Below are 26,122 nucleotides of genomic sequence, written 5' to 3'. Positions count from 1 at the left end.
GACCTGGCGGGCAATGGCTGGAAGCGCGAGCAGCTCCAGCTGAGCATCGGCACGCGCTTCGACATCCTGAGCAGCGGCTGGTCGTTCGACTTCGAAACCGGCCTGCGCGCCGGCCAGGGCGAACGCGCCGGTACCCTCCAGATCCGGCTGTCCAAGCGCTGGTAACGGCTGCAAACCCCCGGGGCGGCTAACGCCGCCCCGGGAGCGTTCCGGAAACATGAACGCGCATACCCTCCGCGCGCAAATCTATTGAACAGTGTAAAGTTCGGGAGCAGGTTGGACCCGTGGCACGCCGGTCCGATCATACCCGGGACGAGCTCCGGACCATGATAGTCCATGAGGGGCATCGTCAGATATCAGAAGTCGGCTTTGCGCGGTTCTCCGCGCGCGAGGTGGCGAAGCGGATCGGCTACTCGATCGGCACGGTCTACAATGTGTTCGGCAGCCACGACATGCTGGTTGTGGCGATCAACGCCCGGACGCTGGCGCAGTGGCAGGCGCATGTCGAGACACGCCTGGCGGCTGCGACCGGCAATCGGCTTCGCGTGCTGGTCGAGGCCTATTTCGAGTTCGCCATCCTGCATCGCCATGCCTGGACGGCGCTGTACGATCACCGGCTGCCCGACGATGTCGAGGCACCCGAATATTATCGCGACCATATCCGTTCGCTCACCGGGATCGTGCGCGACGAGATCGCCGCCGCGCTGCCGGCCGAGCGCCGGGACGAAGCCGATGCCCTGACGCGATCGCTGCTGGCGACGGTGCACGGCCATTGCTTCTTCACGCTCAACGGCACCTTCGCGCTGCTCGGCGAAACCGATCCGCTCGACACCGTCCATGCCCGCGTGCTCGAGGCAATTCGTTGCGCCCCCTTTACAAGTAAATAGACACTGTTCAATATATTCGCATGAATGCGACTCGGGGCCTCGGTTTTCGCTTCGCTGGCAGCGGTATCGCGCTGCCGAGGACCGCCGTTCCTTCGGTGGAAATCGATGCCCGGCTCGGCCGGGATCCCGGCTGGACCGAAGCGAATTTCGCGATCGCCACCCGCTATTGGGCGCGGGGCGACGAAACCAGCTCCTCGCTCGGCGCCGCTGCCGCGTCCGCGGCCTTGGCGGCAGCGAACTGGGATGCCGGCGATCTCGATGTGGTGATCTCGGCATGCGGCGTGATGGAGCAGCCGATCCCGGGCAACGCCCCGCTGATCCAGCGCCGGCTCGGCATCGGCGCGAGCGGCATCGCCGCGTTCGACGTCAATGCGACCTGCCTGTCTTTCCTCGTCGCGTTCGACACGCTGTTGATGGGAATGGCGGTCGGCAAATGGCGCCGGGGCCTGATCGTGTCGGTCGACCTCGCCTCCGCCGCGCTCGATTTCGGTTCGCCCGAGTCATCGGTGATCTTCGGCGACGGCGCAGCCGCTGTGGCGATCGAAGCCGACGGCCCCAGCCGCCTGCTTGCCTGCCGGCTCGCGACCTTCGGCGACGGGTCTGAATTGTGCCGGCTCGAATCGGGCGGCACCCGCATGCGCCCGACCGAGGATCTCGACGCCTTCCTGGCGGTATCCAAGTTCCGGATGGACGGCCCCGCATTGTTCGCCGCGACCGCCAAGCGCTTCCCGCGTTTCCTGCGCGACCTGCTCGCCGAAGGCGGTGTGGCGGCCGAAGGGCTCGATACGATCGTGCCGCACCAGGCAAGCGCCGCGGCGATCGAGCATCTCAAGCGCTCGGTGCCGGATGGCCATGCCAGGACGGTCGACATCTTCCGGGACCATGGCAACCAGATTGCGGCGGGCATGCCGCATGCGCTCCATGTCGCGCGTGAGCGAGGCCGGCTCGCGCCCGGTAGCCACAGCCTGCTGATCGGGACATCGGCCGGCGTATCGCTGGGCGGCGCGGTGATCCGCTGGTGACTCGTCATGCGCTGGTGACCGGAGCGACCGGCGGACTGGGGCGCGAACTCGTCGGCCAGTTGCGCGCGGTCGGATATCAGGTGCGCGCGACCGGGCGCGACAGGGCGATCGGTGCGCGGCTCGGAGCGGAATTCCTGCCGGCCGATCTGGTCACCGATCCGCTGGAGCCGCTGCTCGGCGGCGTGGATGTAGTGTTCCACCTCGCCGCGCTCTCGTCCCCCTGGGGATCGCGTGCGGCTTTCGAGGCGATCAACATCACTGCGACCCGGCGGCTGGCCGATGCCGCGCGCGCGGTGGGGTGCGAGGGGCTGGTCTATGCTTCCACGCCCTCCATCTACGCCGAACCGCGCGACCGGATCGGCCTGACCGAGGACAGCCCGGTCGGGCCGCGTTTCGCCAATGACTATGCCGCGACCAAATATGCCGCCGAACGGCTGGTCCTGGCCGCCGACGCGCCGGGCTTCCGCAGCGTCGCGATCCGCCCGCGCGCGATCGTGGGGCCGCATGACACTGTCCTGCTGCCGCGAATCCTGCGCGCCGGGCGTCGTGGGCGGTTTCCGCTGCCGGGCGGAGGCAGGGCACTGATCGAGCCGACCGATGTGCGCGATGCCGCCGCCGCCTTTGTCGCCGCCGACCGCCGATTGGCGGCGGCGGGCGGGCAGGCGATCAATATATCGGGTGGCGATCCGCGGCCGGTGCGCGAACTGCTGGGCCAATTGTTCGCGCGGATCGGAAGCGCGCCGCGCCTGGTGACGGTGCCGACCGGGCTGGCGATGACAATGGCCGGCGCGATGGAACGCGTTGCCGCGCTGCTGCCCGGCAGGCCGGAACCGCCGGTGACGCGTTACAGCGTCATGACCTTCGGCTTCTCGCAGACGATGCAGCTCGATCGCGCGCGCGATCTGCTCGATTGGGTGCCGCGCCACGGGATCGAGGCGATGATCGCCCATGCCCTGCCGGAGGCGATCGATGCGTGAGGTGGAGGTCAGGCTGATCCGCGCCGGGCATTGCGTCCACCCGCAGCGCGCAACGATCCGCGACGGCAGCCTGCGCCCGGCGATCTTCCCCGCGCTTTCGATCCTGATCGTCCACCCGCAGGAGGGGCCGATCCTGTTCGATACCGGCTATGACCCGGCATTCTTCGCCGCGACCCAGCCCTTTCCCGAACGCTTCTATCGCTGGCTGACCCCGGCCACGCTGCCGCCGGGCGCGGACGTGGCGAGCCAGTTGCGGCGCTTCGGCTTCGATCCGGGCGACGTCCGCCATCTGGTCCTGTCGCATTTCCACGCCGATCATATCGCGGGCACCCATGCCTTTCCGAATGCCGCGATCCACTGCGCGCGTGCCGGGCTCGACGCCGCATGTTCGAGCGGGCGGGTGAAGGCGTTGCTCGGTGGCGTGCTGCCGGCGTTGCTCCCCGCCGATATCGCGGCGCGCGCGCGCTTCTTCGAGGATGCGCCGCGCATTGCCCTGCCCGGCGCGTTGCAGCCCTTTGCCGAAGGGGCCGACATATTGGGCGATGGCAGCCTGCTCGCGGTCGAGCTTCCCGGCCATTGCCCGGGGCATTGGGGCATGGTCGTTGCCGACAGCCTGCACGGCGAGCATTTCCTGGTCGCCGATGCCGCCTGGTCGAGCGACGCGATCCGACGGAACATGCCGCCGCCCCGCCTGACCAGCAGCCTGCTGGGCCATGCCGGGCGAGTCGAGCAGACGCTAGCGAAACTGCATGCGCTCTGGCAGCGCAATCCGGCGATCCGGCTAACCCCGACGCATTGCCCCGAACGCGCCGCCGAAGCCGAGGCGTGAGCAGGATCCTCATCACCGGCGCGCGCGCGCCGGTCGCGGTCGATCTGGCGCGATCCTTTGCGGCGGCGGGGCATGAAGTTCATCTCGCCGATTCGATCGCCGGTTGGGCGGCGCGCCTGTCGCGGGCGGTGGCCGCGACGCACCTGCTTCCGCCGCCGCGCAGCGATTTCGCGGGGTTCGCCAGCGCGCTGCGCGACCTCGTGGCCAGGCTCGACCCGGTGGCGATCATCCCGACCTGCGAGGAAGTGTTCTACGTTGCGGCGGCGGGTCTCGGCGATCGCTTGCTGGCGCCACCGCTTGGGACGCTCCGTACGCTGCATTCGAAGCTGGCTTTCGTCGAGCATGCTCGGGGACTGGGCATAGTGGTGCCCGAAACCTGGCGGATCGAGGCTCGTGCCGAACTTGAGGATTTGCCGGTCGCATTCGAAGAGCTGGTGCTGAAGCCCGATTTCTCCCGCTTCGCGACGGAGACTCTGGTCCGGCCTTCGCGTGCGCAACTGGCGGCGTTCGATCCATCCGCCGACCGGGCCTGGGCGGCGCAGCGTTTCGTGGCGGGCGAGGAACTGTGCCTCTGGTCCTTTGCCCGGGCAGGGCGGTTGGTCGCCGCGGTCGTGTACCGCCCGGCCTGGCGGCACGGCAGGGCGGCGTCCTATGCGTTCGAGGCCGTCGATTGCCCGGCGGCGGTCGAAGTCGCACGCAGGCTGGCTGCGGCGAACGCGCTGACCGGGCATCTGTCGCTCGATCTGATCCTCACGCCGGAGGGAGCGGCGGTGCCGATCGAGTGCAATCCCCGTGCGGTGAGCGGGGTGCATCTGTTCGATGCGCGGCCCGAACTCGCGGATGCGATGCTCGGCCGGGGCGAGGTGCAGCCTGTCGAGGGCTTGCGCTATCTCGGTCCTGCGATGGTCTTGCTGGGGCTGCCGGCTGCGATCGGGGGCGGGCGGCTTGGCCAGTTGGCGCGCGACGTCAGGCTCGGGTGCGATGCGGTGGGGCGGCCGGGCGATCGCCGCCCGGTGATCGGTGCGATGCTCGATGCCGCGCACTTCGCCAGGCAGGCGCTGCTATCGCGCGGGAGTGCGGCGGGTGCGACCACGGCCGACATCGAATGGAATGGTGAGCCGATCGCATGATCCTGTTCGATCCGCTCGACCCGCCGCCGGGCGCGTGGCCGGCCGGCTGCGATTCGCGTGCCTATATCGAAGGCATCGCGCGGGCAGGCGTGGGCGCGATGATCCCCAATGTCGCCACGCGCTGGATGGCGCTCCGCTCGGGCGCGCGCGTCTATCCGGTGACGATCAATGAAGGCGGGGTGGGAGGCAGCTATGTCTGCCTGCCGCACAGCGCCTATATCCTCTATGCGCGGGCCGAGCTCGATATCGTCGATACCGGGTGGCTGCGGCCTCTGCTGCGCGCGATGATCGCCGCCGCCGATCGGCTGCTGCGCTGGGGCAAGATCAATCGCGTCGTCCATGTCGACAACTGGATGCTGTCGACCAACCTGCACGGCGACTGGCAGGGTGACGATCTCCCGGCGATCCGCGCCTTCCTGGCCGCGCGTTTTCCGACGCATGCCATCGCGGTCCGCTCGGTTGACGGCTGGTCCTCGCCGGGCCTGCTCGACGCGGCGCGGGAAGACGGCTGGCGGCTGCTCGCCAGTCGCCAGATCTGGGTGACCGGCGACCTGGAAACGCAGTGGCGCGCGCGGCGGAATACTGGGCACGACTTCCGCCTGCTTCGCCGCAGCGGGCTGGCGATCGACGAGTTCGCGGTGATGACCGAAGCCGATGCGGCGCGGACCGCCGAGCTCTATCACCTGCTCTATGTTGGCAAATATTCGCCGCTGAACCCGATCTTCTCGCCGGACTGGATCCTGATGACCTGGCGGGAGGGTATCCTGCGGTATCGCGGGGCACGCGACGCGCGGGGCACTCTGCTGGCGGTGACGGGCGCCCTGGTGCGGGGCGATGTGCTGACCCCGCCGATCGTCGGCTACGACACCGCCCGGCCGCGGCGAGAAGGTCTGTATCGCATCGCCACGCTCCTGTTCACGTCGATGGCGCACGAGCAGGGCATTCGGCTCAACGGTTCGGCCGGTGCCGCGCAGTTCAAGCGCAACCGCGGTGCCACCGGGGTGATCGAATATACCGCGGTCGCCGACGGCCATCTGCCCTGGCGACGGCGCGCCGTGCTGGGCTTGATGCAGGCCGCGCTCGATCGGCTGGCAGTTCCGTTGATGAGGAGGCGAGGGCTATGAGCGAGGCGTGGCCGGTGGCGATTGCGCAGGGCTGGCATCCGTTGGCGGCATTGGACGCGCTCGGCAGCAAGCCGGTGGCGCGGCGGCTGATGGGTACGCTGGTCGTGCTGTTCCTGAGCGCGGGCAAGCCCGTCGTCATGCTCGATCGCTGCCCGCACCGCGCGCTCAAGCTTTCCGACGGCTGCGTGCGGGGCGGCGCAATCGCCTGCCCCTATCATGGCTGGCGCTTCGGCGCGGACGGCCGCTGCGTCGAGGTCCCCGGCTCCGATGAGGTGCCGGCGGTCTCCGCGCGGGTCCTGCCGGTCGAGATACGCGCCGGGCTGGTCTGGACCTGCCTGGCGGAGACCCCGCCGCCATTTCCCCGCCTGCCTGCGCTGCTCGACGATCCGGCGCTCGACCATTTCCGCTGGCTGGTCGCACCCAGCCGGATGCGGTTGCTCGACGGGATCGAGAACATGCTCGACGCCTCGCACCCGCATTATGTCCATCCCTGGTTCCTGCGCGGTACCGGCAAGCGCCGGGCGATGCGGGTGGAGGTGTCGCTCGGGCCCGACGGCGCGCAAGCCGTCTATCACGAGAACGCCCGTGCCGAGGGCATCATGCCGCGCCTGCTTGAGGGCAAGAGGACGGTGTCGATCGGCCGCTATTTTCCGCCGACGATCGGGCAGCTCGAATTCCGCACCGACCGCGGCCTGAGTGTCTCGCTGACCGCGATCTTCGTGCCGGAGGACACGGACCTGGTGCGTCCCTATGCCCTTTTCTCCACCCGCCGGGGCATCGCGCCCAACTGGCTCAAGCGCTGGGTGCTCAAGGCGTTCAACCTGCCGCTGCTGCGCCAGGACCAGCGGGTGCTGGCCGATCAGGTCGAGGCGCTGAAGGACTGGGGGGCGGTCGATTTCGCGATCGGCCCGGCCGACCTGATCGGGCCGACGGTGTGGCGGCTGGCCAATGGCAGGCCGCAGGCGGTCGAGCAGCGCGAGGCGATACTCTACCTCTGACGCCACTCCCGCCGGACGCGGCGCAGCTTCCGGTCGAAATCGACGGTCAGTCCGCGCGTAACGGTGATTTCCGGCCGCACCACGCCGGCGCGATCGAACAGGCCCGCCAGCGAGGCGGACACCCGCGCATCGCTCTCCGGCGAAAGCGCGGGGTCGAGCGCGACGCTGATCCGGTCCGCCGCGGTCTGGACGATGCGGAAGTCGGTGATCGCCCGATCGGCATCGACCACGGCGTTGCGCAGCACATCCGGCGTGATCATGCGCCACTGCCCGCCGGCATCCTGCAGCTCGAACACGTCGTCCTGCCGTCCCTCGATCCGCGCGACCGCCTGTAGCGGAGAACCGCAGGCACAGCGTTCGTCGGACAGGACCAGCAGGTCGTTCATCCGGTATCGCGCCATGATCTGGGTCCGCCGCGTGAAATCGGTGACCAGCGGCGTCACCAGCCCGCTGTCCCCCGATGGCTGCCATTCGAACCGCACCGCATCCTCGGCGAGGTGCAGCGTGCCGTGCGGGCAGGCGACGCCGAACAGTCCCTCGGTCGCCATATAGATCTCGCGCACCCTGGCGCCGGTCGCCGCCTCGATCACCGCGCGGTCCAGCGGATCGAGCACTTCGGCGCCGCTGAACAGGTTGCGCGCGGTCAGCCGGCCGCTCTCCGCCAGCCTGCGCAGCACCTTGGGCGGCGCCACGATCGTGTCGGGCGCGAAGGCGCCGAGCTGGTCGGCCCAGGCATCGACACCCAGCGCCAGGTCGAAGAAGCGCAGGCTGATCCGCCGCCCCCGCTCGGCCGAGCGATAGAGCGTCGAGAAGCCCGGCAGGGCGAGCGCGACCCGGTGCCGCCGCCACAGCACATCGGGCAGGGCCTTGGCGAGAATCGTTCCCAGCCAGACAAAGCGTTCGGCTTCGCTGATGACGTAATAGCCGCGATTGCCGCTCGTCCCGGTGCTTTGCCCGATCGGATGGCCCCGCACCCGATCCGCACCCGCATCGAGGGCCGCGCGGACTTCCTCCGCCGTGATGCGGGGGCGGTTATAGGCGGCGAAATCGGCGGTCAGGATCGCCTTGTCCATCACCGGCAGTTCCTCGAGGCGGCGAACCGGCTCCCCCGCAAAGGCATCGACGCGCGGCACCGCGGCCTTCATCCAGCCGGCAAGCCTCGCGGCCTGCCAGCGTCGCACGTCGTCAGGCGTTGTCAGCCGCCGGGTCAGCCGGCGCGTGCGCACGAAAGCGGAGACGGCGCTCATCACAGCAAGCATGGCGCCAGTGTAGATATCGCCATGGCCGCGTCCACTGCGACGGCGCAGATTTGCGGGAGTCCGAAGTTGACGCCGGGCATGCGCCGGATAAGCCTCGCGCGCGTAGGCTTGGGGACCGGCGTTGCGCATTGCCATCATCGACGACAGCGGGCTGCGCGCCACGATCCTGGAGGAGGGATTGCGCGAGGCCGGCTTCGAGGAAATCGAGATCGTGCCCCCGCACGGTGCCTTTGTCGCGCGGCTCGAGCGGATGGCGCCCGACGTCGTGCTGATGAACCTCGGCAACGCCAATCGCGATTCGCTGGAGGAGATGCTGACGGTGAGCCGCGCGCTCGCCCGGCCGATCGCGATGTTCGTCGACCAGTCGGACGAGGGGATGATCGGCGCGGCGATCGATGCGGGCGTCTCGGCTTATGTCGTCGACGGGCTGCGCAAGGACCGGGTGAAGCCGGTGCTCGACCTGGCGATCCGCCGCTTCAATGCCTTTTCCAGGCTGCAGACCGAGCTCGATGCCGCGCGCACCGAGCTTGCCGAGCGCAAGACGCTCGATCGCGCCAAGGCGATCCTGATGCAGAGCCGGGGCCTCAGCGAGCCCGAAGCCTATGCGCTGCTGCGCACCACCGCGATGAAGCAGGGGCGGCGCATCGCCGAAGTCGCCGAAGCCCTGATCACCGCCGCCGACCTGTTTGGAGACGGGCGATGACGCCGCTTTCGATCGCCTTCCTCCCCCTGACCGACAGCGCGCCGCTGATCGTGGCGCGCGAGCGTGGCTTCGCCGAGGCCGAGGGCATCGCCCTCACCCTGGTGCGCGATACCAGCTGGGCGACGGTGCGCGACCGGCTGGTCTATGGCCAGGTCCAGTGCGCGCACATGCTGGCGCCGCTCGCCGTTGCGGTCACGCTCGGCCTCAGCCAGGCGCCCTGCGCGATCGCCGCGCCGTTCAAGCTCAACGACAATGGCAATGCGCTGACGCTTTCGGCCGAGCTGGCGGCCGCGCTCGATCCCGATCCGCGCAACCGGGTGCAGGATCCCGTCGCCACCGCGCATGATTTCGCCGCCGCGATCGGGCTGCATCGCCGAAAGCCGGTGATCGGCATCGTCCATCGCTATTCGAGCCACGCGCTGATGCTGCGCTACTGGCTTGCCTATGCCGGGGTGAACCCGGACCGCGACGTGACCCTGCGCGTGCTGCCGCCCTCGCTGATGGTGCAGGCGCTGCGGCTGGGCGAGATCGACGGCTTCATCGCGGGCGAGCCCTGGGGCAGCGTCGCGGTGGCCGAGGGGATCGGCGAGATCGCCGCCGCGGGCGTGAACATCTGGCAGCGCGGCGTCGAGAAGGTGCTCGCTACCCGCGCCGACTGGGCCGAAGCCAATGCCGATCAGCTCGGCCAGCTGCTCCGCGCGCTCGACCGCGCCGCCGCCTGGTGCGACGATCCGGCCAACCGGGAAGATGTGGCAGCCCTGCTTGCCCGCTCCGACTATGTCGGCCAGCCCGCCGAGCTGATCGCCCAGGCGCTGGCCGGGCGGATGCCGCTGATGCGTGGCGGCGAGGTGATCGACCTGCCCGATTTCCTGGTCTTCCACCGTGGCGCCGCCAACTTCCCGTGGCGCAGCCAGGCGCTTTGGATCTACTCGCAGTTCGTTCGCTGGGGGATGGTCGAGCCGAGTGCCGACGCCGAGCGTGCCGCCGCCGGCGTGTTCCGCTCCGACCTGTACCGCAGCGCGCTTGCCGGGCGCGGCGTCGCGATGCCGGGCGCGAGCATGAAGGTCGAGGGTTCGCTGGCGAATCCGCTCGCAGCTGCGTCGCATCAGGGCAGCCTGATGCTCTCGCCCGATCGGTTCTTCGATGGCAAGTCTTTCGATCCGCAGGATATTTCCGGCTATCTGCACGCCTTGAAACAAAGCTGAAATTTTTGCACTTGCGAAGAAACCCACTTCGCGTCAGCTTATGCGAGTCGCCCGAATGGCCGGGGGACGCTTATCGGATGTCCGCGGCGACGTAGGCGCGAACATCCACCGGAATTCAGCAAAGCCGCTGTCCGATCACCGCCTCGCGGGGGATCGGCAGCGGCTTTTTTCGTGCCTGCGGCACATCAGATTTTTCGTGCCGGAGGGCACGGGGGAGCAGAGCGGATGAAGATCGCGGAACTGGCGCGCGAAGGCTTCGAGGCGATCGGCGGGGGCGCCGATATCGATTCCTTTCCGGCACGCAAGGCAAAGTCGGCATTCTGGAGCAGCGGCCACACGCCGACGCTGATCGCCGCCTTCCTCTATTTCGACCTGGCCTTCATGGTCTGGGTGCTGCTCGGCCCGCTTGCGCCGGAGATCGCCAAGGACCTGCACCTCAGCCCCGCGCAGAAGGGCCTGATGGTGGCAACGCCCACCCTGGCCGGCGCGGTGCTCCGCCTGCTTGTCGGCCTGCTCGCCGATCGGATCGGGCCGAAGCGCACCGGGGTGATCGGCCAGGTGATCGTGATCGCCGGACTGCTCACCGCCTGGCGGCTGGGCGTCCACAGCTTCGCCGGCACGCTGGCGCTGGGCGGTGTGCTCGGCTTTGCCGGTGCCAGCTTCGCGGTGGCGCTGCCGCTCGCCAGCCGCTGGTATCCGCCCGAGCATCAGGGCAAGGCGATGGGCATCGCCGGCATGGGCAATTCGGGCACCGTGCTTGCCGCGCTGTTCGCGCCGATGCTGGCCAAGGCGTTCGGCTGGAACGCCGTGCTCGGCCTGGTCTGCATCCCGCTGGCGATCGTGCTGGTCGTCTATGTCGTGCTGGCCAAGGACGCGCCGAACCAGCCCGCGCCCAAGCCGCTCGCCGCCTATCTCGAGCCGCTCAAGACCGCCGATGCCTGGTGGTTCATGCTGTTCTACGGCGTCACCTTCGGTGGTTTCTCCGGCCTCGCCTCGTCGCTGACCATCTACTTCACCGATCAGTTCGCGCTGAGCACGGTAGTCGCCGGCTATTGCACCGCGGCCTGCGTCTTCGCCGGGTCGCTGGTCCGTCCGCTCGGCGGTGCGCTCGCCGACAAGGTGGGCGGCGTCGCGGCGCTGACCGCCGTCTATATCGTCGCGGCGCTCGCGCTGCTCGGCGTCAGCACCTCGCCGGCCAGCCTCGGTGTCGCGCTGACCCTGTTCGTCATCGCGATGCTCGCGCTCGGAACCGGCAATGGCGCGGTGTTCCAGCTGGTGCCGCAGCGCTTCGGCAAGGAGATCGGCATCCTGACCGGCCTGGTCGGCATGGCGGGCGGCATTGGCGGCTTCTACCTTGCCTCCTCGCTCGGCTTCGCGCGGCAGGCGACCGGTGGGTTCGGCCCGGGCTTCCTGATCTTCGCGATGCTGGCGCTGGGCGCACTTGCCGGCCTGACCTTCGTCAAGGGCAAGTGGCGGACGCGCTGGGTCGCCGCGGCGCAGGGCGTGCGGATCTGATGCGCGCCGCGCTCCTCCTTCCTCTGGCCATCGCCGCGACGCCGGCGATGGCGCAGGAAATGAAGCCGATCGTCGATGCGCGGCTTCGCTATGAAGGCGTCGACCAGGCCGGGCTCGCACGGGATGCCGATGCGCTCACGCTGCGCGTCCGCGCCGGGTTCGAGCTCAAGCAGGGTGATTTCGCGCTGCTCGCCGAGAGCGAAGGCACGCTGGCGCTGAGCGAACGCTACAACAGCACGGTGAACCGCCGCACCGCCTGGCCGACGGTGGCCGATCCCGAGAATGTCGAGATCAACCGGATCCAACTCCAGTATCGCGGGATCAAGAACACCGTCTTCACCGCCGGCCGCCAGCGCATCGCGCTCGACGACCAGCGCTTCGTCGGCAATGTCGCCTGGCGCCAGAACGAGCAGACCTTCGATGCGGTGCGCGTCGAGAGCAAGGCGCTGGGGCCGGTGGCGATCGACCTGACCTATGCCTGGGCGGCGCGCACCATCTACGGCGTCGAGAGCCCGATAGCGGGGATCGGCGGCGACAATGTCTTCGCCGGCGCGAGCGTGAAGCTCGGCCCGGTCAGCGCCAAGGGCTTCGCCTATCTGGTCGACCAGGACGCGACCGGCCGGCGGCAATTCTCCAGCCAGACCTATGGCGGGCGCGCCACGACCGCGTTGCCGCTCGGCCCGGTCAAGCTGTCGCTCGCCGCCAGCTATGCCCGCCAGTCGAACTGGCGCGACAATCCCAATCGCTATGCCGCCGATTACTGGCTGGCCGAGGGGCAGCTCCAGGTGAAGGCCTTCGGGGTGAGCGGCGGCTATGAGGTGCTCGGCGCGGACAAGGGGCTGGCGAATACCAGCTTCCAGACCCCGCTCGCCACGCTGCACAAGTTCCAGGGCTGGGCCGACAAGTTCCTCGTCACGCCTGCCGACGGCATCCGCGATCTCTATGCCGGCGGCAGCTATGCGCTGGCGCTCGGCAAGGCGCCCGTGATCACGCTGCAGGCGATCTACCACCGCTTCGACAGTGACCGGAACGCGCGCCGCTACGGCGAGGAATGGGACCTGCAGCTCGGTTTCAAGCCGCTCAAGCGCGTCGCCGCCCTGATCAAATATGCCGATTACCGCGCCGCCAGCTTCGCGACCGACACGCGCAAGCTGTGGCTCGAGCTCGATTTTACCCTGTGAGGTTGCACGCATGACCCATCACATCGACCGCCCGCATTTGGTGGTGATCGGCAACGGCATGGCCGGTTGCCGCGCCGTGGAGGAACTGCTCGCCCGCGATCCGGGTCGCTACCGCGTGACGATCTTCGGCGCCGAGCCGCATGTGAACTACAACCGGATCATGCTCTCGCCGGTGCTCGCGGGCGAGAAGACGTTCGACGAGATCGTGATCAACCCGCGCGACTGGTATGACGGCAACGGCATCGAGCTGGTCGCCGGCGACAGCGTCACCGGGATCGACCGCGCGGCGCGGACCGTCACCGCCGCCAGCGGTCGCACGGTCAGCTATGACAAGCTGCTGATCGCCACCGGTTCGGATCCCTTCATCATCCCGGTACCGGGCAAGGACCTGCCCGGCGTCATCAGCTTCCGCGACATGAAGGATGTCGACGCGATGCTGGCCGCTGCGGGGAAGGGCGGCGACGCGGTGGTGATCGGCGGCGGCCTGCTCGGGCTCGAGGCGGCGCATGGCCTGACCCTGCGCGGCATGAAGGTCACCGTGCTCCATTTGATGCCGACGCTGATGGAGCGCCAGCTCGACGAAGCGGCGGGCTGGCTGCTCAAGTCCGAGCTCGAATCGCGCGGCCAGACGATCCTCACCGGCGCCGACACCGCCGAGATCCTCGGTACCGATCATGTCGAGGGCGTGAAGCTCAAGGACGGGCGGGTGATCCCGGCGAGCCTGGTGGTGATGGCGGTGGGCATCCGCCCCTCGACCGCGCTTGCCCGCGAGGCCGGGCTGGCGGTGGGCCGCGGCATCCAGGTCGATGATCACATGGTCACCAGCGACGCCAATGTGCTCGCGGTCGGCGAATGCGTCGAGCATGACGGCAATGTCTATGGCCTGGTCGCGCCGCTCTGGGAGATGTGCCGGGCGCTCGCCGACGGGCTGGTCGAGGCACATACTGGCTATCGCGGTTCGGTCACTTCGACCAAGCTCAAGGTCTCGGGCATCGACCTGTTCTCCGCCGGCGATTTCTCGGGCGGCGACGGTGCCGAGGACATCGTCCTGCGCGATGCCAGCCGCGGCATCTACAAGCGCGTGGTGGTGAAGGACGACCGCATCGTCGGCGCGGTGCTTTACGGCGACACGGCCGATGGCAGCTGGTATTTCGATCTCCTGAAGAAGCAGGAGGACATCTCCGATCTCCGCGACCTGCTGATCTTCGGCCAGGCATTCGCCCAGGGGGGTGGGCAGGCGGACCCTAAGGCGGCCGTTGCGGCGCTCTCGGACGATGCCGAGATCTGCGGCTGCAACGGCGTATCCAAGGGCCAGGTCGTCGCCTGCATCGAAAAGGGTGCGTGCAGCCTCGATGCGGTGCGCGCGGGGTGCAAGGCCTCGGCGAGCTGCGGCTCCTGCACCGGGCTGGTCGAGACGCTGCTGGCGGTCACGCTGGGCGATGCGGTCCAGTCGGGTCCCAAGACGATGTGCAAATGCACCAGCTTCGGCCATGACGATGTCCGTCGCGAGATCGTCGCGCAGGGCATGCGCTCGATCCCCGAGGTGATGCAGAAGCTCCACTGGTCGACGCCCGACGGCTGCTCGTCCTGCCGCCCGGCGCTCAACTATTACCTGCTCTGCGCGCTCCCCGGCCACTATCAGGACGACCAGCAGAGCCGCTTCGTCAACGAGCGGATGCACGCCAATATCCAGAAGGACGGCACCTATTCGGTCGTCCCGCGCATGTGGGGCGGGATCACCACCCCGCAGGAGCTGCGCGCGATCGCCGATGTCGTCGAGAAGTACGATGCGCCGATGGTCAAGGTCACTGGCGGGCAGCGGCTCGATATCTTCGGGATCAGGAAGGAGGATTTGCCGGCGGTCTGGGCCGATCTCAACGCCGCCGGGATGGTCTCGGGCCATGCGTACGGCAAGGCGCTGCGCACGGTGAAGACCTGTGTCGGCTCCGAATGGTGCCGTTTCGGCACGCAGGATTCGACGGGGCTCGGCGTGAAGCTCGAGCGCGGCTTCTGGGGGAGCTGGATGCCGCACAAGTTCAAGATGGCGGTCTCGGGCTGCCCCAGGAACTGCGCCGAGGCGACGATCAAGGATTTCGGCGTTGTCTGCGTGGATTCGGGCTATGAGCTCCATGTCGGCGGCAATGGCGGCATCCATGTCCGCGCGACCGATCTTCTGGTGAAAGTCGCGACCGAGACCGAATCCCTCCACTACGCCGCCGCCTTCGTCCAGCTTTACCGCGAGGAAGCTCGCTATCTCGAGCGCACCGCGCCGTGGATCGAGCGGGTCGGGCTGCAATATGTGAAGGACCGGATCGTCGAGGATGCGGAACTCCGCGACGCGCTCGCCGCGCGCTTCTGGCATTCTCAGACCTTCAGCCAGGACGATCCCTGGGCCGAGCGCGCCGCCGGCCAGGAACGCGAGCAGCATGCGCACATGGCTGCTTTCAATCCCATCCGCGTGGAGGAAATCGCATGATCGGCGAATGGCTTGATATCGGCTGGCTGCAGGAGATCCCGGTGCGCGGCAGCCGCACCATTCCGGTCGAGGGCGGCGAGGAGATCGCGGTGTTCCGCACCGGCGACGACAAGGTGTTCGCGCTGGTCAATCGCTGCCCGCACAAGGGCGGCCCGCTCAGCCAGGGCATCGTCCATGGCCACAGCGTCGCCTGCCCGCTGCACAATTGGAACATCGCACTGGCGACCGGCCAGGCGCAGGGCGAGGACAAGGGCTGCACCCCGGTGATCCCGGTCAAGATCAGCGCCGGCCGCGTGCTGATCTGCCGCGCGAGCACGCTGAAGGCGGCGGCATAGCATGACGGCGACCCGCACCACCTGCGCCTATTGCGGCGTCGGCTGCGGGATCGTCGCGACGCGCACCGGTGCCCGCTCGGTCGAGATCAAGGGCGATCCCGAGCATCCCGCCAATCATGGCCGGCTCTGCTCCAAGGGCACGCATCTTGGCGAGACGGTCGGGCTCGAAGGACGCCTTCTCCACCCGATGATCGGCAAGCGCCGTGCAAGCTGGGACAAGGCGCTCGACCTGGTCGCCAAGCGCTTCCGCCAGGCGATCGCCGAGCATGGGCCGGACAGCGTCGCCTTCTACGTCTCCGGCCAGTTGCTGACCGAGGACTATTACGTCGCCAACAAGCTGATGAAGGGCTTTATCGGCTCGGGCAACATCGACACCAATTCGCGGCTCTGCATGTCGAGCGCGGTCGCCGGCCATGTCCGCGCATTCGGCGAGGATGTCGTGCCGGCCAGCTATGACGATCTCGACGCCGCCGACCTGATCATCCTGGTCGGCTCGAACACCGCCTGGTGTCACCCGATCGTCTATCAGCGGATCCGCGCGCGCTGCGATGCAGGGGCCAAGCTGGTGGTGATCGATCCGCGCCGTACCGAGACCTGCGAGGGGGCCGACCTGCACCTCGCCATCCGGCCCGGCAGCGACGTCGCGCTGATGAACGGGCTGCTCGCCCATTGCCGCGAAGCCGGTCTGGTCGACGAGGCCTATCTCGCCGCGAGCGTCAGCGTGCCCGAGAATTTCTGGGACAGCGTTGGAGAGGGAAGCGACCTGTGGTCGGTGGCACGGACATGCGAAGTGCCGGCCGCCGACCTCAGGCGCTTCTATGAGCTGTTCGCCGCGCATCCGCGCACGATCACGCTGTTCAGCCAGGGCATCAACCAGTCGATCCGCGGTACCGACCAGGTCAACGCGATCCTCAACCTGCACCTCGCCACCGGCCGGATCGGCAAGCCGGGTGCCGCGCCCTTCTCGATCACCGGCCAGCCCAATGCGATGGGCGGGCGCGAAGTCGGCGGACTGGCCTCAAGCCTTGCCTCGCACATGGATTTCGCGCCCGGGAACCGCGCACGCGTCCAGCGCTTCTGGGCATCGCCCACGATCGCGCCCAAGCCCGGCCTCAAGGCAGTCGATCTGTTCCGCGCGATGGGCGAGGGCCGGATCAAGGCGCTGTGGATCATGGCGACCAACCCGGCGGTCTCGATGCCCGATGCCGGCGCCGTCCGCGATGCGCTCGCCCGCTGCCCCTTCGTCGTAATCTCGGACGTGATCGCCGAAACCGACTGCACCCCCTTCGCCAATGTCCGCCTGCCCGCCACCGGCTGGGGCGAGAAGGACGGTACGGTCACCAATTCGGAACGCCGGGTCAGCCGCCAGCGCGCCTTGTTCGAAGCGCCCGGCGAGGCAAGGCCCGACTGGTGGATCATCAAGGAAGTCGGCCGTCGCATGGGCTGGCCCGGCGACTTCGCCTATGCTCGCCCCGCCGACATCTTCCGCGAGCATGCCCGGCTTTCCGCCTATCAGAATGACGGTGCCCGGCTGTTCGACCTGGGTGACAAGGTCGCGATCGGCAATGCCGATTACGAGACGATGGCGCCGTTCCGCTGGGGCGGTGATGCCTTTGCCGATGGCCGCTTCCCGACGCCCGATGGCCGCGCGCGGCTGGTGCCGGTGGCGCAAATGCCGCTGCCTGCACCCCTCGCCAACTGGCCGCTGACGCTCAACACCGGTCGCTACCGCGACCAGTGGCACACGATGACGCGCACCGGGCTCAGCCCCAAGCTCTCGCGCCACCGCGAAGAGCCCCTGGTCGAGGTTCATCCCGAGGATGCCGCCGCCCATGGCCTGGAGGACGGCGGCCTCGCCCGCGTTTCGACCCCGCAGGGCGCGAGCCTGTTCCGTGTCCAGTTCAGCACCGGCCAGCGCCGGAGCGAGATCTTCACGCCGATCCACTGGACCGACCGGCAGTCCACTGGCGGCCGCACCGGCCTGCTTCCCCGCCCGCTGGTCGATCCGCATTCGGGCCAGCCCGGCTTCAAATCGACGCCGGCGAAGATCGAGGCGGTCGCTCCCGCCTGGCGCGGCTTCCTGATCACTACCGAAGCAATGGACCGCCCGGATTGCCTTTGGGCCACCCGCGTCTCGGTGCCCGGCGGCGCGCTCTACGAGCTCGCCGGCGACGGCGATGCACAGGCGATCGAAGCCAGGTTGCCGCGCGGCGAACGGGTCGAGAGCTTCGACCGTGCCCGCGGATCGCACCGGGTTGCGGTGATGCGCGACGGCCGGCTGGTCGCGGCGCTGTTCCGCACCGAACGTGGGCTCCTGCCCAGGCGTGAATGGCTGGTCGAACAGCTCGGCCAGGCCGCCACCGCTGCCTTGCTCGCCGGCGCACCGCCCGGCGCGCGCGAGGATCGCGGGCCGATCATCTGCCTGTGCTTCGATGTCGGCCTCAAGACCATCGTCGCGGCGATCGGCAGCCAGCGGCTCACCACGGTCGAGGCGGTGGGCGCGGCTCTGTCGGCGGGTACCAATTGCGGTTCGTGCCGCCCCGCGATCCGCCGGATCCTCGACGAAAACAGGAGTGCCGCCAATGGATGAGTTTCTTCCGGGCGAAGTCTGGCTGGTCGGTGCCGGGCCGGGCGATCCCGATCTGCTCACCCGCAAGGCCGAGCGGCTGCTGCGCGCCGCGAGTGTGGTCTTCTATGACGCGCTGGTCGGCCCCGGCGTGCTGGCGCTGATCCCCGAACATGTACGCCGTGTGCCCGTCGGCAAGCGATCGGGCCGGCATTCGAAGGACCAGGGCACGATCGATGCGTTGCTCGTCGAGGCCGCGCTGGACGGCGAGAAGGTGGTGCGGTTGAAGGGCGGCGATCCCTCGGTCTTCGGCCGCTCGACCGAGGAGATCACGGCGCTAGCCGCTGTCGGCGTTCGCGCACGCATCTGTCCCGGCATCACCGCGGCGAGCGCGGCGGCGGCCTCGGCCGGCATCTCGCTGTCGTTGCGGGGCCTGGCGCGCCGCGTCCAGTTCGTCACCGCGCATGTCCGGGCCGGCGAGAAGCTGGCGCTCGACTGGGCGGCGCTCGCCGATCCCGCCGCCACGACGGCCTTTTATATGGGGCGCGGTGCCGCGGGTGAAATCAGCCGCCAGCTGGTTGCGGCGGGACTGGACCGGGCGACGCCGGTGCTGATCGCCTGCGACATCAGTCTGCCGGGCGAACGGCTGCTCCACACCCGGCTCGACCTGCTGCCGATCGCGGCTGCGGCAATCGCGGAGGACAAGCCGACCCTGCTTCTGGTTGGCGCGGCGGTGGCAAGCACCGGCGGCCAGTTGGCTGCGATGCTGGCGGAGCAAGCGCAGTGAAGCATGTCCGGGTGCCGATCGACGAGCGCGTGCCTTGTGGCGCCGCGCTGCGGTTCGATGCCGCCCAGGCGATCCTCGCCGCGGTTGCCCAGCCACTGGGCACGGAACGCGTGTCGCTGGCCAGGGCGGGCAGGCGCGTGCTCGCCGAACCGGTCCGTGCGGCGATGGACATCCCGGCTCGGGATCTTGCTGCAATGGACGGTTTTGCGGTGCGTGAAGCGGATCTTGCTGCCGGCTGGCGCCGATTTGCCGTGATCGGTGCTGCCTATCCGGGCGCGCCTTTTCATGGTGTGATCGGGTCCGGCGAGGCGGTCCGGATCATGACCGGCGCGCTGATGCCCGCCGGCGCCGACCGGGTGTTGATGCGCGAGTTGGTCAGCGCCGAAGCTTCGATCGCCACGCTCGACGGCGCGGTTCCCGCCAAGCCCCATGTCCGGTTGCGAGGATCGGATACCGTCGCCGGAACGGTCGTGCTGCCGGCGGGCAAGCTTCTCGATCCACGCGCGCTCGTGGTTGCCGCCGCCGCCGATGCAGCGGAACTCATTGTCTGGCGCGCGCCGCGCGTCCGTGTGATCGCGACCGGCGATGAACTGGTACCCGCCGGCGAGGCGCGGGCGAGGGGCGGCATCCCCGACAGCCTGTCCGAAGCCGTGCTGCTGTTGGCGCGCCAATGGGGCGCCAGGCCGCTCGGCGCCGTGCAGGTGCGTGACGACGAGGCGCTGCTCGTCGCCGCGGCCGAGGCTGCGCTGGCGGATGCCGATGTCCTTGTCCTGTGTGGTGGCGCCTCGCGCGGGGATCGTGACTTCGCCAGGTCGGCGCTCCTGCCACTGGGCCTCGAGCTGCTGTTCGCCGATGTCGCGATCAAGCCGGGCAAGCCCGTCTGGCTCGGGCGGATCGGTACCAGGCTGGTGCTCGGCCTGCCGGGGAACCCGACCGCGGCGATGACGGTCGCACGCCTGTTCCTCGCGCCCCTGCTCGCCGGATTGGGCGGTCGTGGCGTGCAGGCGGCGCTCCGCTGGGAAAGCCTGCCGTTGACGCAGGGCATCGAAGCCAATGGCGACCGCGAAGCCTTTCTGTGCGCCGAGCGGGCCGATGCGGGTGTGCAGGTGATCGCGGGGCAATCCGCCTCGGGCCAGTCCATGCTTGCGCGCGCCGACATGCTGGTCCGCCGCTTGCCGGGCGAACCGGCGTTGGCGGCCGGCAGCACAATGTCCTCGCTCCGCTTCTGATTTTGTTGTTATTGCGACGCGTTCGCGATAATGCGCGCGCGTGTATTCACCCAAACGCTCATTGTCGGAACGGTCCGGCGCCGTCACCCTTACCCTGCTGCTGACGGCCGCGCCGCTCGGGGCGGTTCTCGCGCTGTTCGCCGCGCCGATGCCGCAGACCGCCAGCACCCGCGCAATGCGGATCTTCGACGTTTCCGCCGAGAGCATCGCACCCGAACCCGAGCCTGATTCCGAAACTGCAATCCGATCCGTCGTGCAGCCGGCTATTTCCGCGCCGTCGCCCGTGCCGGTGGTTGCTCCGAAGCCGGTGCGGGCGGTGGAAGCCGCATTGGCGCCGCCGGCGACGCTTGCCGTCGCAGGGCCTATCCAGGCAGCGCCTGCCGCAGCCGAGAACCCAGCGCGCCCGACATCCACCGGCGCGGAAAGCGGTCGTGCAGCCAAGCCGACCGAGCGCCGCGAGGAGGCCGACCAATATGGCCGCGCCGTCTTCCGCGAGATCCGGGCGCGGCAGAGCTATCCGGCCGAGCTGGCACGCGCGGGGCTTACCGGTACCGTGGTGGTGGAACTGAAGGTCTCGTCCCGCGGCCGGGTCTATGCGGTTGTCGCGATATCCTCCGAGAATGCGGCGCTCGATCGCCTGGCGTTGGCGCAGGTGCAGGCCACGCTTCTCCCCCCGCCGCCGCGAGGGGAGCCGCGTGTCTTCCGCATCCCGATGACCTATCGCTCGCGCTGAGGCTCACAACATCTCGAGAAACGCCACGAGCGCGGCGCGTTCCTCGGCGGTGAGCGCCACTTTCTTCAACTGCGGGTCGGGCTGGGGTGGCGGCGCCTTGGTGGTGGCGCTCTGCACCTTGCGATCGACCCCGCCGCCCGCGGCATAGAGGTTCACCACCCCGGCCAGGGTGGGGAAGATGCCGTTGTGCATATAGGGCCCGGTCCGCCGCAGCGCGCGCAGCGAGGGCGTACGGAACCGGCCGACATCGATTGGATCGTGCGTCACGCCGAAGCGCCCGACATCCTCGAGCCGGCGGCCGTAGAAGCTGATGCCGAGGTTGTGGAACTTCTGGTCGGTCAGGAGCGGCCCGTTATGGCAGTTCGCGCAGCGCGCCTTGGTGCGGAACAGGTGCAGGCCTAGCAGCTGCTGGTCGGTCATCGACGCGGTGCCGCGGGTGAACACCCGGTCCCAGGGGCTGGTCGGCGGCCGCAAGGTGCGCTCGAAGCTCGCGATCGCCCGGGCAATGTCGTCCATCCGGATACGCTTGACCCCGAACGCCTGCCGGAAGGCGTCGCGATAGTCCTTCTCGCCATTAATCCAGTGCTCGACCCGTCCCGGCTTGGCCGCCATCTCGACCAGGTTCGGGATCGGCTGCAGCGCCTGGTGCTCCAGCGTCGGGCTGCGTCCGTCCCAGAACAGGCTGCGCATATAGCCCGCGGCGAACAGGCTCGGCGCGTTGCGCTGGCCGCGCTGGCGGTCATGCCCGAACGACGTCTTCAACCCGTCGCCGAACCCCAGCTCGCGGGCATGGCACGATGCGCAGGCGAACTGCCCGGAAGCCGAGAGCCGCGGCTCGTTGAACAGCCGCGCGCCCAAGGCCACCCGCTCGGCATCCACGCCGGCGGGGCGCTGGGCCGGCGGCAGGGGGCCGAACTCGACGAATTCCACCCCCGGATCGACTTCCGCCTTCGGCCAGCTCGACACCGGCCCGGCATAGGCCCGGCGCAGATCGACCGGCTCCGCGTCCTGCCGGAACGCCGCCGTCAGGAACAGCAGCGTCGATCCCAGCAGGGCAAAACGGGAAACCCGTTCCACGCGCATCAGAACTTGTACGACAGGCCGAACCAGGCCGAGCGGCCGGTTTGGTAGGGATTCGAAGTCAGGGCGTACTCCTGCATCGGAACGCGGTTAAGCAGGTTCGAAATGCGCGCATCGAGCGTCAGCGTGCCGAGCCTGCCGCGGATCACCTCAAGTTGCGCGTTGAGGTTCATGTCGAGGCTGGCGCGGTAGTGCCTGAGCGCCACCACGTCGTAGCTGACCCCGTTGATCGTCTGGTTCACGCCCGAATCCTCGATCCGGTCGAACCCGTTGCGGAAGCGCGCATTGACGTTGGTGGTCAGCCGGTCGTCGAGCCAGCGCCCGGTCCAGGTCATGTTGGCGATGAACGGCGAGGCGAATTCCAGCCGCTGGTTCTGGTCGAGGATCGACAGCGCCGAGACCAGCTGGCCGTTGTAGACGTACATCACGTCCGCATCCTCGACATTGTCGCTGGTCAGCATGTAGTCGGTGTTGCTGGTATAGGCCTTGGAATAGTTCACGTTCGCCGCGATGCTGTGCTTGCCGAAGGCACGGGTCCATTCGAGCGAACCGCCCCGGTAGCGACTGCGCCCGTCATTGTTCGGCGTGTAGAGCGTGTAGGTCGTGGTGGCCCCGGTCTCGAGCGTGCCGGTCACCCGCGTCGCCACCGAGCGCGAGAACTCGTCCTTCGCCCAGCGGAACACGCCCTTGAGGCGCACCGTCCCGCCCAGCACCTTGCCGGTCACCGCGCCGGTCAGTTCGTCCGAATAGGGCGTCTTGAGATCGGCATTGGCGTAGCTCGTCGAATGGGTGGTGCTGTAGAGCGTCCAGCCGCTGTCCGAATAGGTCAGCCGCCCGCCCGAGCTGACCCCGTTGCGGCGATAGGTGAAATTGTCCGGATATTGCTCGCGCAGTGCATAGGCGAGCATCGAACGGCCATAATAGCGATTGGCGCCGCCGGTGAGCGACCAGCCCTTCCACAGATCGACCGTGGCCGACAGGCGCGGCGCGAAATTGTGGTTCCCCAGGAAGCTCTCATAGTCGTAGCGCACGCCGCCGCGCAGATCGACCGGCCCGGCCTTCACCGAATATTCCGCCCAGCCGGCGATGCTGTCGAGCTCGACCTCGGCGCGATAGGCGCGATATTCGCTATACTGGCCCAGCGCATATTGCCCCGTCGTGCAGAGCAGGCTCTCGCCGCTGGCGCAGACGATGTTGGTGCCGCTGGTCGGGCGCGAATAGGCATAGTTGGTCTCGGGCCGGCTGCGCATCGCGGTGATCCGCTGATAGTCGATGCCGCCGCGCAGCTCGCCCGGGCCGATGTCGCGCGCCGCGGTGAAGCTGAGCCCGAAATTATCCTGCCACTGGTCGACATTGCCGAACCCGCCGATCGTGCAGTTCGCGTTGCTGCACACCGCGCCATTGGTGCTGGTCGAGGGGATCGAGTAATTGTTCGGCGGCGCCGTGCGCCCGGAATCATTGTGGCTGAACCGCGCCTTCAGCGTCCAGCGCGTCGCACCGCTGTTCTCGAGCTGCAACTGCCCGGCCAGGCCGCCGCCCTTCGACGTGAGGAGATTGTCGACGCCATTGTCGTCCGAGGATTCGCTTTCATAGGGCGAATAGGTGAACTGCGCGGTCAGCTTCATCGTCGGCGACAGATCGGCGACGCCGCGCAGCATCAGGTTGTCGCTGACGCTGCTCTGGCCATAGGGGCGCGAGCCATAGGCCGCGCCGCGATAATAGGTGACGTCGGCCCGCGAGCGATTGGCGGCGATCAGGAAGGCGACATCCTCCGAGACCGGCACGTCGACAGTCGCGCCGAACCGCCATTTGCGGAAGCTCGGCCGGTCGGGCAGCGCGGCGCCGTTCAGCGCGGCGCGCGACGCGTCGGAAATGCGGTAATCGACCAGCTCGTCCGAGGTGAAGCTGACCGTGGCCGAGCCGCCGAACTTGTGCCGGGGATCGCGGGTGCGGATGTCGAGCGCGCCGCCGGTGAAGCGCCCGAACTCGGCCGAGATGTTCGAATCGCGTACCACGATCTCGCCGACCAGGTTGGAATCGAGCCACAGATTCTGCGCCGAATTGCCCACCGGCTCGGCGAAGTGCTGCGGGTTGTCCTGGGTGATGTCGAGCCGGCTATTGGCATCGATGCCGTCGATGGTGATGAGATTGTCATAGGTCCGCCCGCCCGAGATCGAGATGTCGGCGGGGCGCAGGTCCTGCAGGTCCTCACGCGATGCCCGGCCCTCGGCGCGATCGAACTGGACCGTCGGCAGCGCCTTGAGCAGCTGGTTCACATCGCCCGATCCGGGCGCGCGCGCCTTGATCTCCTGCTCGCGGATGATCGTGATGCCGGTGTCGTTGCCCGCCTGCAGCTCATAGCTCGGCGCGGCCTTCTCGCCCTCCGCCACGGTTTCCGGCAGCGCCTCCGCCTGCTGTGCCTGGGCGGTGCCGGCCGCGAGCAGCCCGAAGGCGAGGGCGGCGAGGGAGGCGGAGAGACGAAGATGCATTGCGGACCCCTTTTGGTTTTAGGGGCCGCGCCATAGCAGCTGAAATTGCTAATGCAAACGATTCGCAATATTAGTTGTGCAAAGGTGCCGGCCTCGCCCGGCGCGCCTCAGCTCATGCCGCAACGAACCTTTCGAGGAACGCCTGGTGCGCCGGCATCTGCGCCACCGTCCGCGTGATATCGGCCTTGAGCTTGCCGAGCGCGCCCTGCAGCTCGCCCTCGACGATCATCCGGCCCATATGGTGATGGCTGCGCGGCTCCAGCCGCTGGCCCAGCATCACCTGCACCCAGCTGTCGACGCGGAACAGGTCGTCCGAGGCCTGCCAGGCGATCGCCCCGTCGCGGAAGGCGGCGATCCGCTCCTCGAGCGAGTCCGGGATGTCCATCGTCCGGCAATGCTCCCAGAAGCCGCCATCCGCGCGCTCGTTGAGGCGATAATGGAGGATGATGAAGTCGCGGATCCGCTCGATCTCGGTGCGGCTCAATGCGTTGAACCGCTCCGCCACGCCTTCGCTCACCCCGCCGAACGGGAAGAGCTGCACCAGCCGGGTGATCGCGATCATGATCAGGTGGATGCTGGTCGATTCCAGCGGCTCGACAAAGCCGCTGGCCAGCCCGAGCGCGACGACATTCCTGTCCCACACCTTGCGCCGGCGCCCGGCCTTGAAGCGGATCAGCCGCGGCTCGATCAGCTTCTCGCCTTCGATCCGCGCATCGAGCAGCGCGCGGGCGGCCTCGTCGTCGAGGAAGTCCTTGGCATAGACCAGCCCATTGCCGACCCGGTGCTGCAGCGGGATGCGCCATTGCCACCCCGCCTGGTGCGCGGTCGCGCGGGTATAGGGAACCGCCGGGCCGACCGAGGCGGTCTGCACCGCGAGCGCGCTGTCGGTGGGCAGCCAGTGGCCCCAATCCTCATAGCCGGCGTGCAGCGCCTGCTCGATCAGCAGCCCGCGAAAGCCGGTGCAGTCGATGAACAGATCGCCTTCGATCCGTTCGCCCGAAGCAAGCGTGAGCGCGGTGACGAAACCGGTCTCGGGATGCTGTTCGACCGCTTCGATCTTGCCTTCGATCCGGTTGACGCCCAGCGGCTCGGCGAACTTGCGCAGAAAGCGCGCATAGAGCCCGGCATCGAGGTGATAGGCATAGTTGATATGCCCCTGGTCGGGGATGGCGAAGCGCTCGGCCCTGGCCGCCTGCAGTTCGAAGCAATAGTCGCCCAGCTCGCCGCCCCAGCCTTCCTCGCGGGCATGCAGCCAGAAATGGTGGAAATCGCCCATCCAGTTCGATTTGCCGAGCTGGCCGAAGCTGTGGATGTAGCGATCGCCTTCGCGCGCCCAGTCCTCGAACAATATGCCCAGCTTGAAGGTGGAGAGCGTGTCGCGCAGGAACGCCTTCTCGTCGATGCCGAGCAGCTCGTGGAAGGTCCGGGCGGTCGGGATGGTGCTTTCGCCGACGCCGATCGTGCCGATCTCGTCGCTTTCCACCAGCGTGATCTCGAGCAGCGGCCCGAGCAGCTTGGCGAGCGCCGCTGCGGCGATCCAGCCTGCGGTGCCGCCACCCGCGATCACGACGCGCCGCACCGGTGCCTGGTCCATCTC

The 26,122-nt window shown here is 68.5% G+C and carries 21 protein-coding genes; 17 read left to right on the top strand and 4 right to left on the bottom strand.

Annotated elements, in window-relative coordinates; all coding sequences use genetic code 11:
• The first annotated feature begins 326 nt into the window (after positions 1–326).
• From HNP52_RS21705 to HNP52_RS21675, 7 genes are read left to right on the top strand one after another with little or no spacing between them, the layout of a single operon-like run.
• The gene (locus HNP52_RS21705) at positions 327–887 is read left to right on the top strand and encodes a TetR/AcrR family transcriptional regulator (RefSeq protein ID WP_221416616.1); all 561 of its coding nucleotides are present in this window, start codon (positions 327–329) and stop codon (positions 885–887) included.
• A 20-nt stretch (positions 888–907) separates the two neighbouring features.
• Entirely contained in the window at positions 908–1,909 is a 1,002-nt protein-coding gene (locus HNP52_RS21700) for a 3-oxoacyl-[acyl-carrier-protein] synthase III C-terminal domain-containing protein (RefSeq protein WP_184170639.1), read from the top strand.
• Positions 1,906–2,886 carry an NAD(P)-dependent oxidoreductase gene (locus HNP52_RS21695; protein WP_184170636.1) on the top strand — a complete coding sequence of 327 codons (981 nt, stop codon included), beginning with the start codon at positions 1,906–1,908 and terminating at the stop codon, positions 2,884–2,886. Before HNP52_RS21700 ends, HNP52_RS21695 begins: the two co-directional genes overlap by 4 nt.
• Positions 2,879–3,715, top strand: a complete 837-nt coding sequence (locus HNP52_RS21690; protein ID WP_184170633.1) for an MBL fold metallo-hydrolase — start codon at positions 2,879–2,881, stop codon at positions 3,713–3,715. The genes HNP52_RS21695 and HNP52_RS21690 overlap by 8 nt, the downstream gene beginning before the upstream one ends.
• Positions 3,712–4,845 (top strand): hypothetical protein, encoded by a 1,134-nt coding sequence (locus HNP52_RS21685; protein ID WP_184170630.1) that lies wholly within the window; start codon positions 3,712–3,714, stop codon positions 4,843–4,845. The genes HNP52_RS21690 and HNP52_RS21685 overlap by 4 nt, the downstream gene beginning before the upstream one ends.
• Positions 4,842–5,969, top strand: coding sequence for a GNAT family N-acetyltransferase (locus tag HNP52_RS21680; RefSeq protein WP_184170627.1), 1,128 nt, complete (start codon positions 4,842–4,844; stop codon positions 5,967–5,969). Before HNP52_RS21685 ends, HNP52_RS21680 begins: the two co-directional genes overlap by 4 nt.
• A complete protein-coding gene (locus HNP52_RS21675; RefSeq protein WP_184170624.1) occupies positions 5,966–6,967 on the top strand; it encodes a Rieske 2Fe-2S domain-containing protein in 1,002 nt (333 codons plus the stop codon). Before HNP52_RS21680 ends, HNP52_RS21675 begins: the two co-directional genes overlap by 4 nt.
• Here the strand turns inward: HNP52_RS21675 and HNP52_RS21670 are convergent.
• A complete protein-coding gene (locus tag HNP52_RS21670; protein WP_221416591.1) occupies positions 6,958–8,214 on the bottom strand; it encodes a F390 synthetase-related protein in 1,257 nt (418 codons plus the stop codon). The two genes, HNP52_RS21675 and HNP52_RS21670, sit on opposite strands and share 10 nt — an antisense overlap.
• Positions 8,215–8,347: 133 nt before the next feature.
• On the opposite strand from HNP52_RS21670, the gene HNP52_RS21665 reads away from it, so the two are divergent.
• From HNP52_RS21665 to HNP52_RS21620, 10 genes are all read left to right on the top strand, one after another.
• A complete protein-coding gene (locus HNP52_RS21665) occupies positions 8,348–8,929 on the top strand; it encodes an ANTAR domain-containing response regulator (protein WP_184170618.1) in 582 nt (193 codons plus the stop codon).
• The gene (locus tag HNP52_RS21660) at positions 8,926–10,134 is read left to right on the top strand and encodes a CmpA/NrtA family ABC transporter substrate-binding protein (protein ID WP_184170615.1); all 1,209 of its coding nucleotides are present in this window, start codon (positions 8,926–8,928) and stop codon (positions 10,132–10,134) included. The genes HNP52_RS21665 and HNP52_RS21660 overlap by 4 nt, the downstream gene beginning before the upstream one ends.
• Positions 10,135–10,359: 225 nt before the next feature.
• Positions 10,360–11,649: a NarK/NasA family nitrate transporter gene (locus tag HNP52_RS21655; RefSeq protein WP_184170611.1), complete on the top strand. Its 1,290-nt coding sequence runs from the start codon at positions 10,360–10,362 to the stop codon at positions 11,647–11,649.
• On the top strand, positions 11,649–12,830 hold the full coding sequence (locus HNP52_RS21650; protein ID WP_184170608.1) for an alginate export family protein: 1,182 nt from the start codon (positions 11,649–11,651) through the stop codon (positions 12,828–12,830). The genes HNP52_RS21655 and HNP52_RS21650 overlap by 1 nt, the downstream gene beginning before the upstream one ends.
• A gap of 10 nt (positions 12,831–12,840) precedes the next feature.
• Positions 12,841–15,306, top strand: a complete 2,466-nt coding sequence (gene nirB / locus HNP52_RS21645) for a nitrite reductase large subunit NirB (protein ID WP_184170605.1) — start codon at positions 12,841–12,843, stop codon at positions 15,304–15,306.
• Positions 15,303–15,641: a nitrite reductase small subunit NirD gene (nirD, locus tag HNP52_RS21640; protein ID WP_184170602.1), complete on the top strand. Its 339-nt coding sequence runs from the start codon at positions 15,303–15,305 to the stop codon at positions 15,639–15,641. Before nirB ends, nirD begins: the two co-directional genes overlap by 4 nt.
• A 1-nt stretch (position 15,642) precedes the next feature.
• Positions 15,643–18,231, top strand: a complete 2,589-nt coding sequence (locus tag HNP52_RS21635) for a nitrate reductase (RefSeq protein WP_184170599.1) — start codon at positions 15,643–15,645, stop codon at positions 18,229–18,231.
• Complete coding sequence (gene cobA, locus HNP52_RS21630) at positions 18,224–18,994, top strand: uroporphyrinogen-III C-methyltransferase (RefSeq protein WP_184170596.1); 771 nt, start codon at positions 18,224–18,226, stop codon at positions 18,992–18,994. The genes HNP52_RS21635 and cobA overlap by 8 nt, the downstream gene beginning before the upstream one ends.
• The gene (locus HNP52_RS21625; RefSeq protein WP_311768527.1) at positions 18,991–20,223 is read left to right on the top strand and encodes a molybdopterin molybdotransferase MoeA; all 1,233 of its coding nucleotides are present in this window, start codon (positions 18,991–18,993) and stop codon (positions 20,221–20,223) included. Before cobA ends, HNP52_RS21625 begins: the two co-directional genes overlap by 4 nt.
• A gap of 61 nt (positions 20,224–20,284) precedes the next feature.
• The gene (locus tag HNP52_RS21620) at positions 20,285–20,956 is read left to right on the top strand and encodes a TonB family protein (protein ID WP_184170593.1); all 672 of its coding nucleotides are present in this window, start codon (positions 20,285–20,287) and stop codon (positions 20,954–20,956) included.
• 3 nt (positions 20,957–20,959) lie between these two features.
• Here the strand turns inward: HNP52_RS21620 and HNP52_RS21615 are convergent, their stop codons facing one another.
• The 3 genes from HNP52_RS21615 to HNP52_RS21605 form a co-directional block, all read right to left on the bottom strand.
• Positions 20,960–22,039, bottom strand: coding sequence for a cytochrome-c peroxidase (locus tag HNP52_RS21615; protein WP_184170590.1), 1,080 nt, complete (start codon positions 22,037–22,039; stop codon positions 20,960–20,962).
• Positions 22,039–24,525 carry a TonB-dependent siderophore receptor gene (locus HNP52_RS21610; protein WP_184170587.1) on the bottom strand — a complete coding sequence of 829 codons (2,487 nt, stop codon included), beginning with the start codon at positions 24,523–24,525 and terminating at the stop codon, positions 22,039–22,041. Before HNP52_RS21610 ends, HNP52_RS21615 begins: the two co-directional genes overlap by 1 nt.
• 112 nt (positions 24,526–24,637) lie before the next feature.
• A complete protein-coding gene (locus HNP52_RS21605) occupies positions 24,638–26,119 on the bottom strand; it encodes a tryptophan halogenase family protein (RefSeq protein WP_184170584.1) in 1,482 nt (493 codons plus the stop codon).
• Between the last annotated feature and the right edge of the window lie 3 nt (positions 26,120–26,122).

This window comes from Sphingomonas kyeonggiensis (genome assembly GCF_014204495.1).
GTDB lineage: Bacteria > Pseudomonadota > Alphaproteobacteria > Sphingomonadales > Sphingomonadaceae > Sphingomonas > Sphingomonas kyeonggiensis_A.
This window is presented reverse-complemented; position numbering and strand designations above follow the sequence as displayed.

Bases quoted from the DNA above. Each gene is read 5' to 3' on its own strand.
- HNP52_RS21705 (WP_221416616.1), top strand. From the start codon at position 327: ATGATAGTCCATGAGGGGCATCGTCAGATATCAGAAGTCGGCTTTGCG.
- HNP52_RS21700 (WP_184170639.1), top strand. From the start codon at position 908: ATGAATGCGACTCGGGGCCTCGGTTTTCGCTTCGCTGGCAGCGGTATC.
- HNP52_RS21690 (WP_184170633.1), top strand. From the start codon at position 2,879: ATGCGTGAGGTGGAGGTCAGGCTGATCCGCGCCGGGCATTGCGTCCAC.
- HNP52_RS21680 (WP_184170627.1), top strand. From the start codon at position 4,842: ATGATCCTGTTCGATCCGCTCGACCCGCCGCCGGGCGCGTGGCCGGCC.
- HNP52_RS21675 (WP_184170624.1), top strand. From the start codon at position 5,966: ATGAGCGAGGCGTGGCCGGTGGCGATTGCGCAGGGCTGGCATCCGTTG.
- HNP52_RS21670 (WP_221416591.1), bottom strand. From the start codon at position 8,214: ATGAGCGCCGTCTCCGCTTTCGTGCGCACGCGCCGGCTGACCCGGCGG.
- HNP52_RS21660 (WP_184170615.1), top strand. From the start codon at position 8,926: ATGACGCCGCTTTCGATCGCCTTCCTCCCCCTGACCGACAGCGCGCCG.
- HNP52_RS21655 (WP_184170611.1), top strand. From the start codon at position 10,360: ATGAAGATCGCGGAACTGGCGCGCGAAGGCTTCGAGGCGATCGGCGGG.
- HNP52_RS21650 (WP_184170608.1), top strand. From the start codon at position 11,649: ATGCGCGCCGCGCTCCTCCTTCCTCTGGCCATCGCCGCGACGCCGGCG.
- nirB (WP_184170605.1), top strand. From the start codon at position 12,841: ATGACCCATCACATCGACCGCCCGCATTTGGTGGTGATCGGCAACGGC.
- nirD (WP_184170602.1), top strand. From the start codon at position 15,303: ATGATCGGCGAATGGCTTGATATCGGCTGGCTGCAGGAGATCCCGGTG.
- HNP52_RS21635 (WP_184170599.1), top strand. From the start codon at position 15,643: ATGACGGCGACCCGCACCACCTGCGCCTATTGCGGCGTCGGCTGCGGG.
- cobA (WP_184170596.1), top strand. From the start codon at position 18,224: ATGGATGAGTTTCTTCCGGGCGAAGTCTGGCTGGTCGGTGCCGGGCCG.
- HNP52_RS21615 (WP_184170590.1), bottom strand. From the start codon at position 22,039: ATGCGCGTGGAACGGGTTTCCCGTTTTGCCCTGCTGGGATCGACGCTG.
- HNP52_RS21610 (WP_184170587.1), bottom strand. From the start codon at position 24,525: ATGCATCTTCGTCTCTCCGCCTCCCTCGCCGCCCTCGCCTTCGGGCTG.
- HNP52_RS21605 (WP_184170584.1), bottom strand. From the start codon at position 26,119: ATGGACCAGGCACCGGTGCGGCGCGTCGTGATCGCGGGTGGCGGCACC.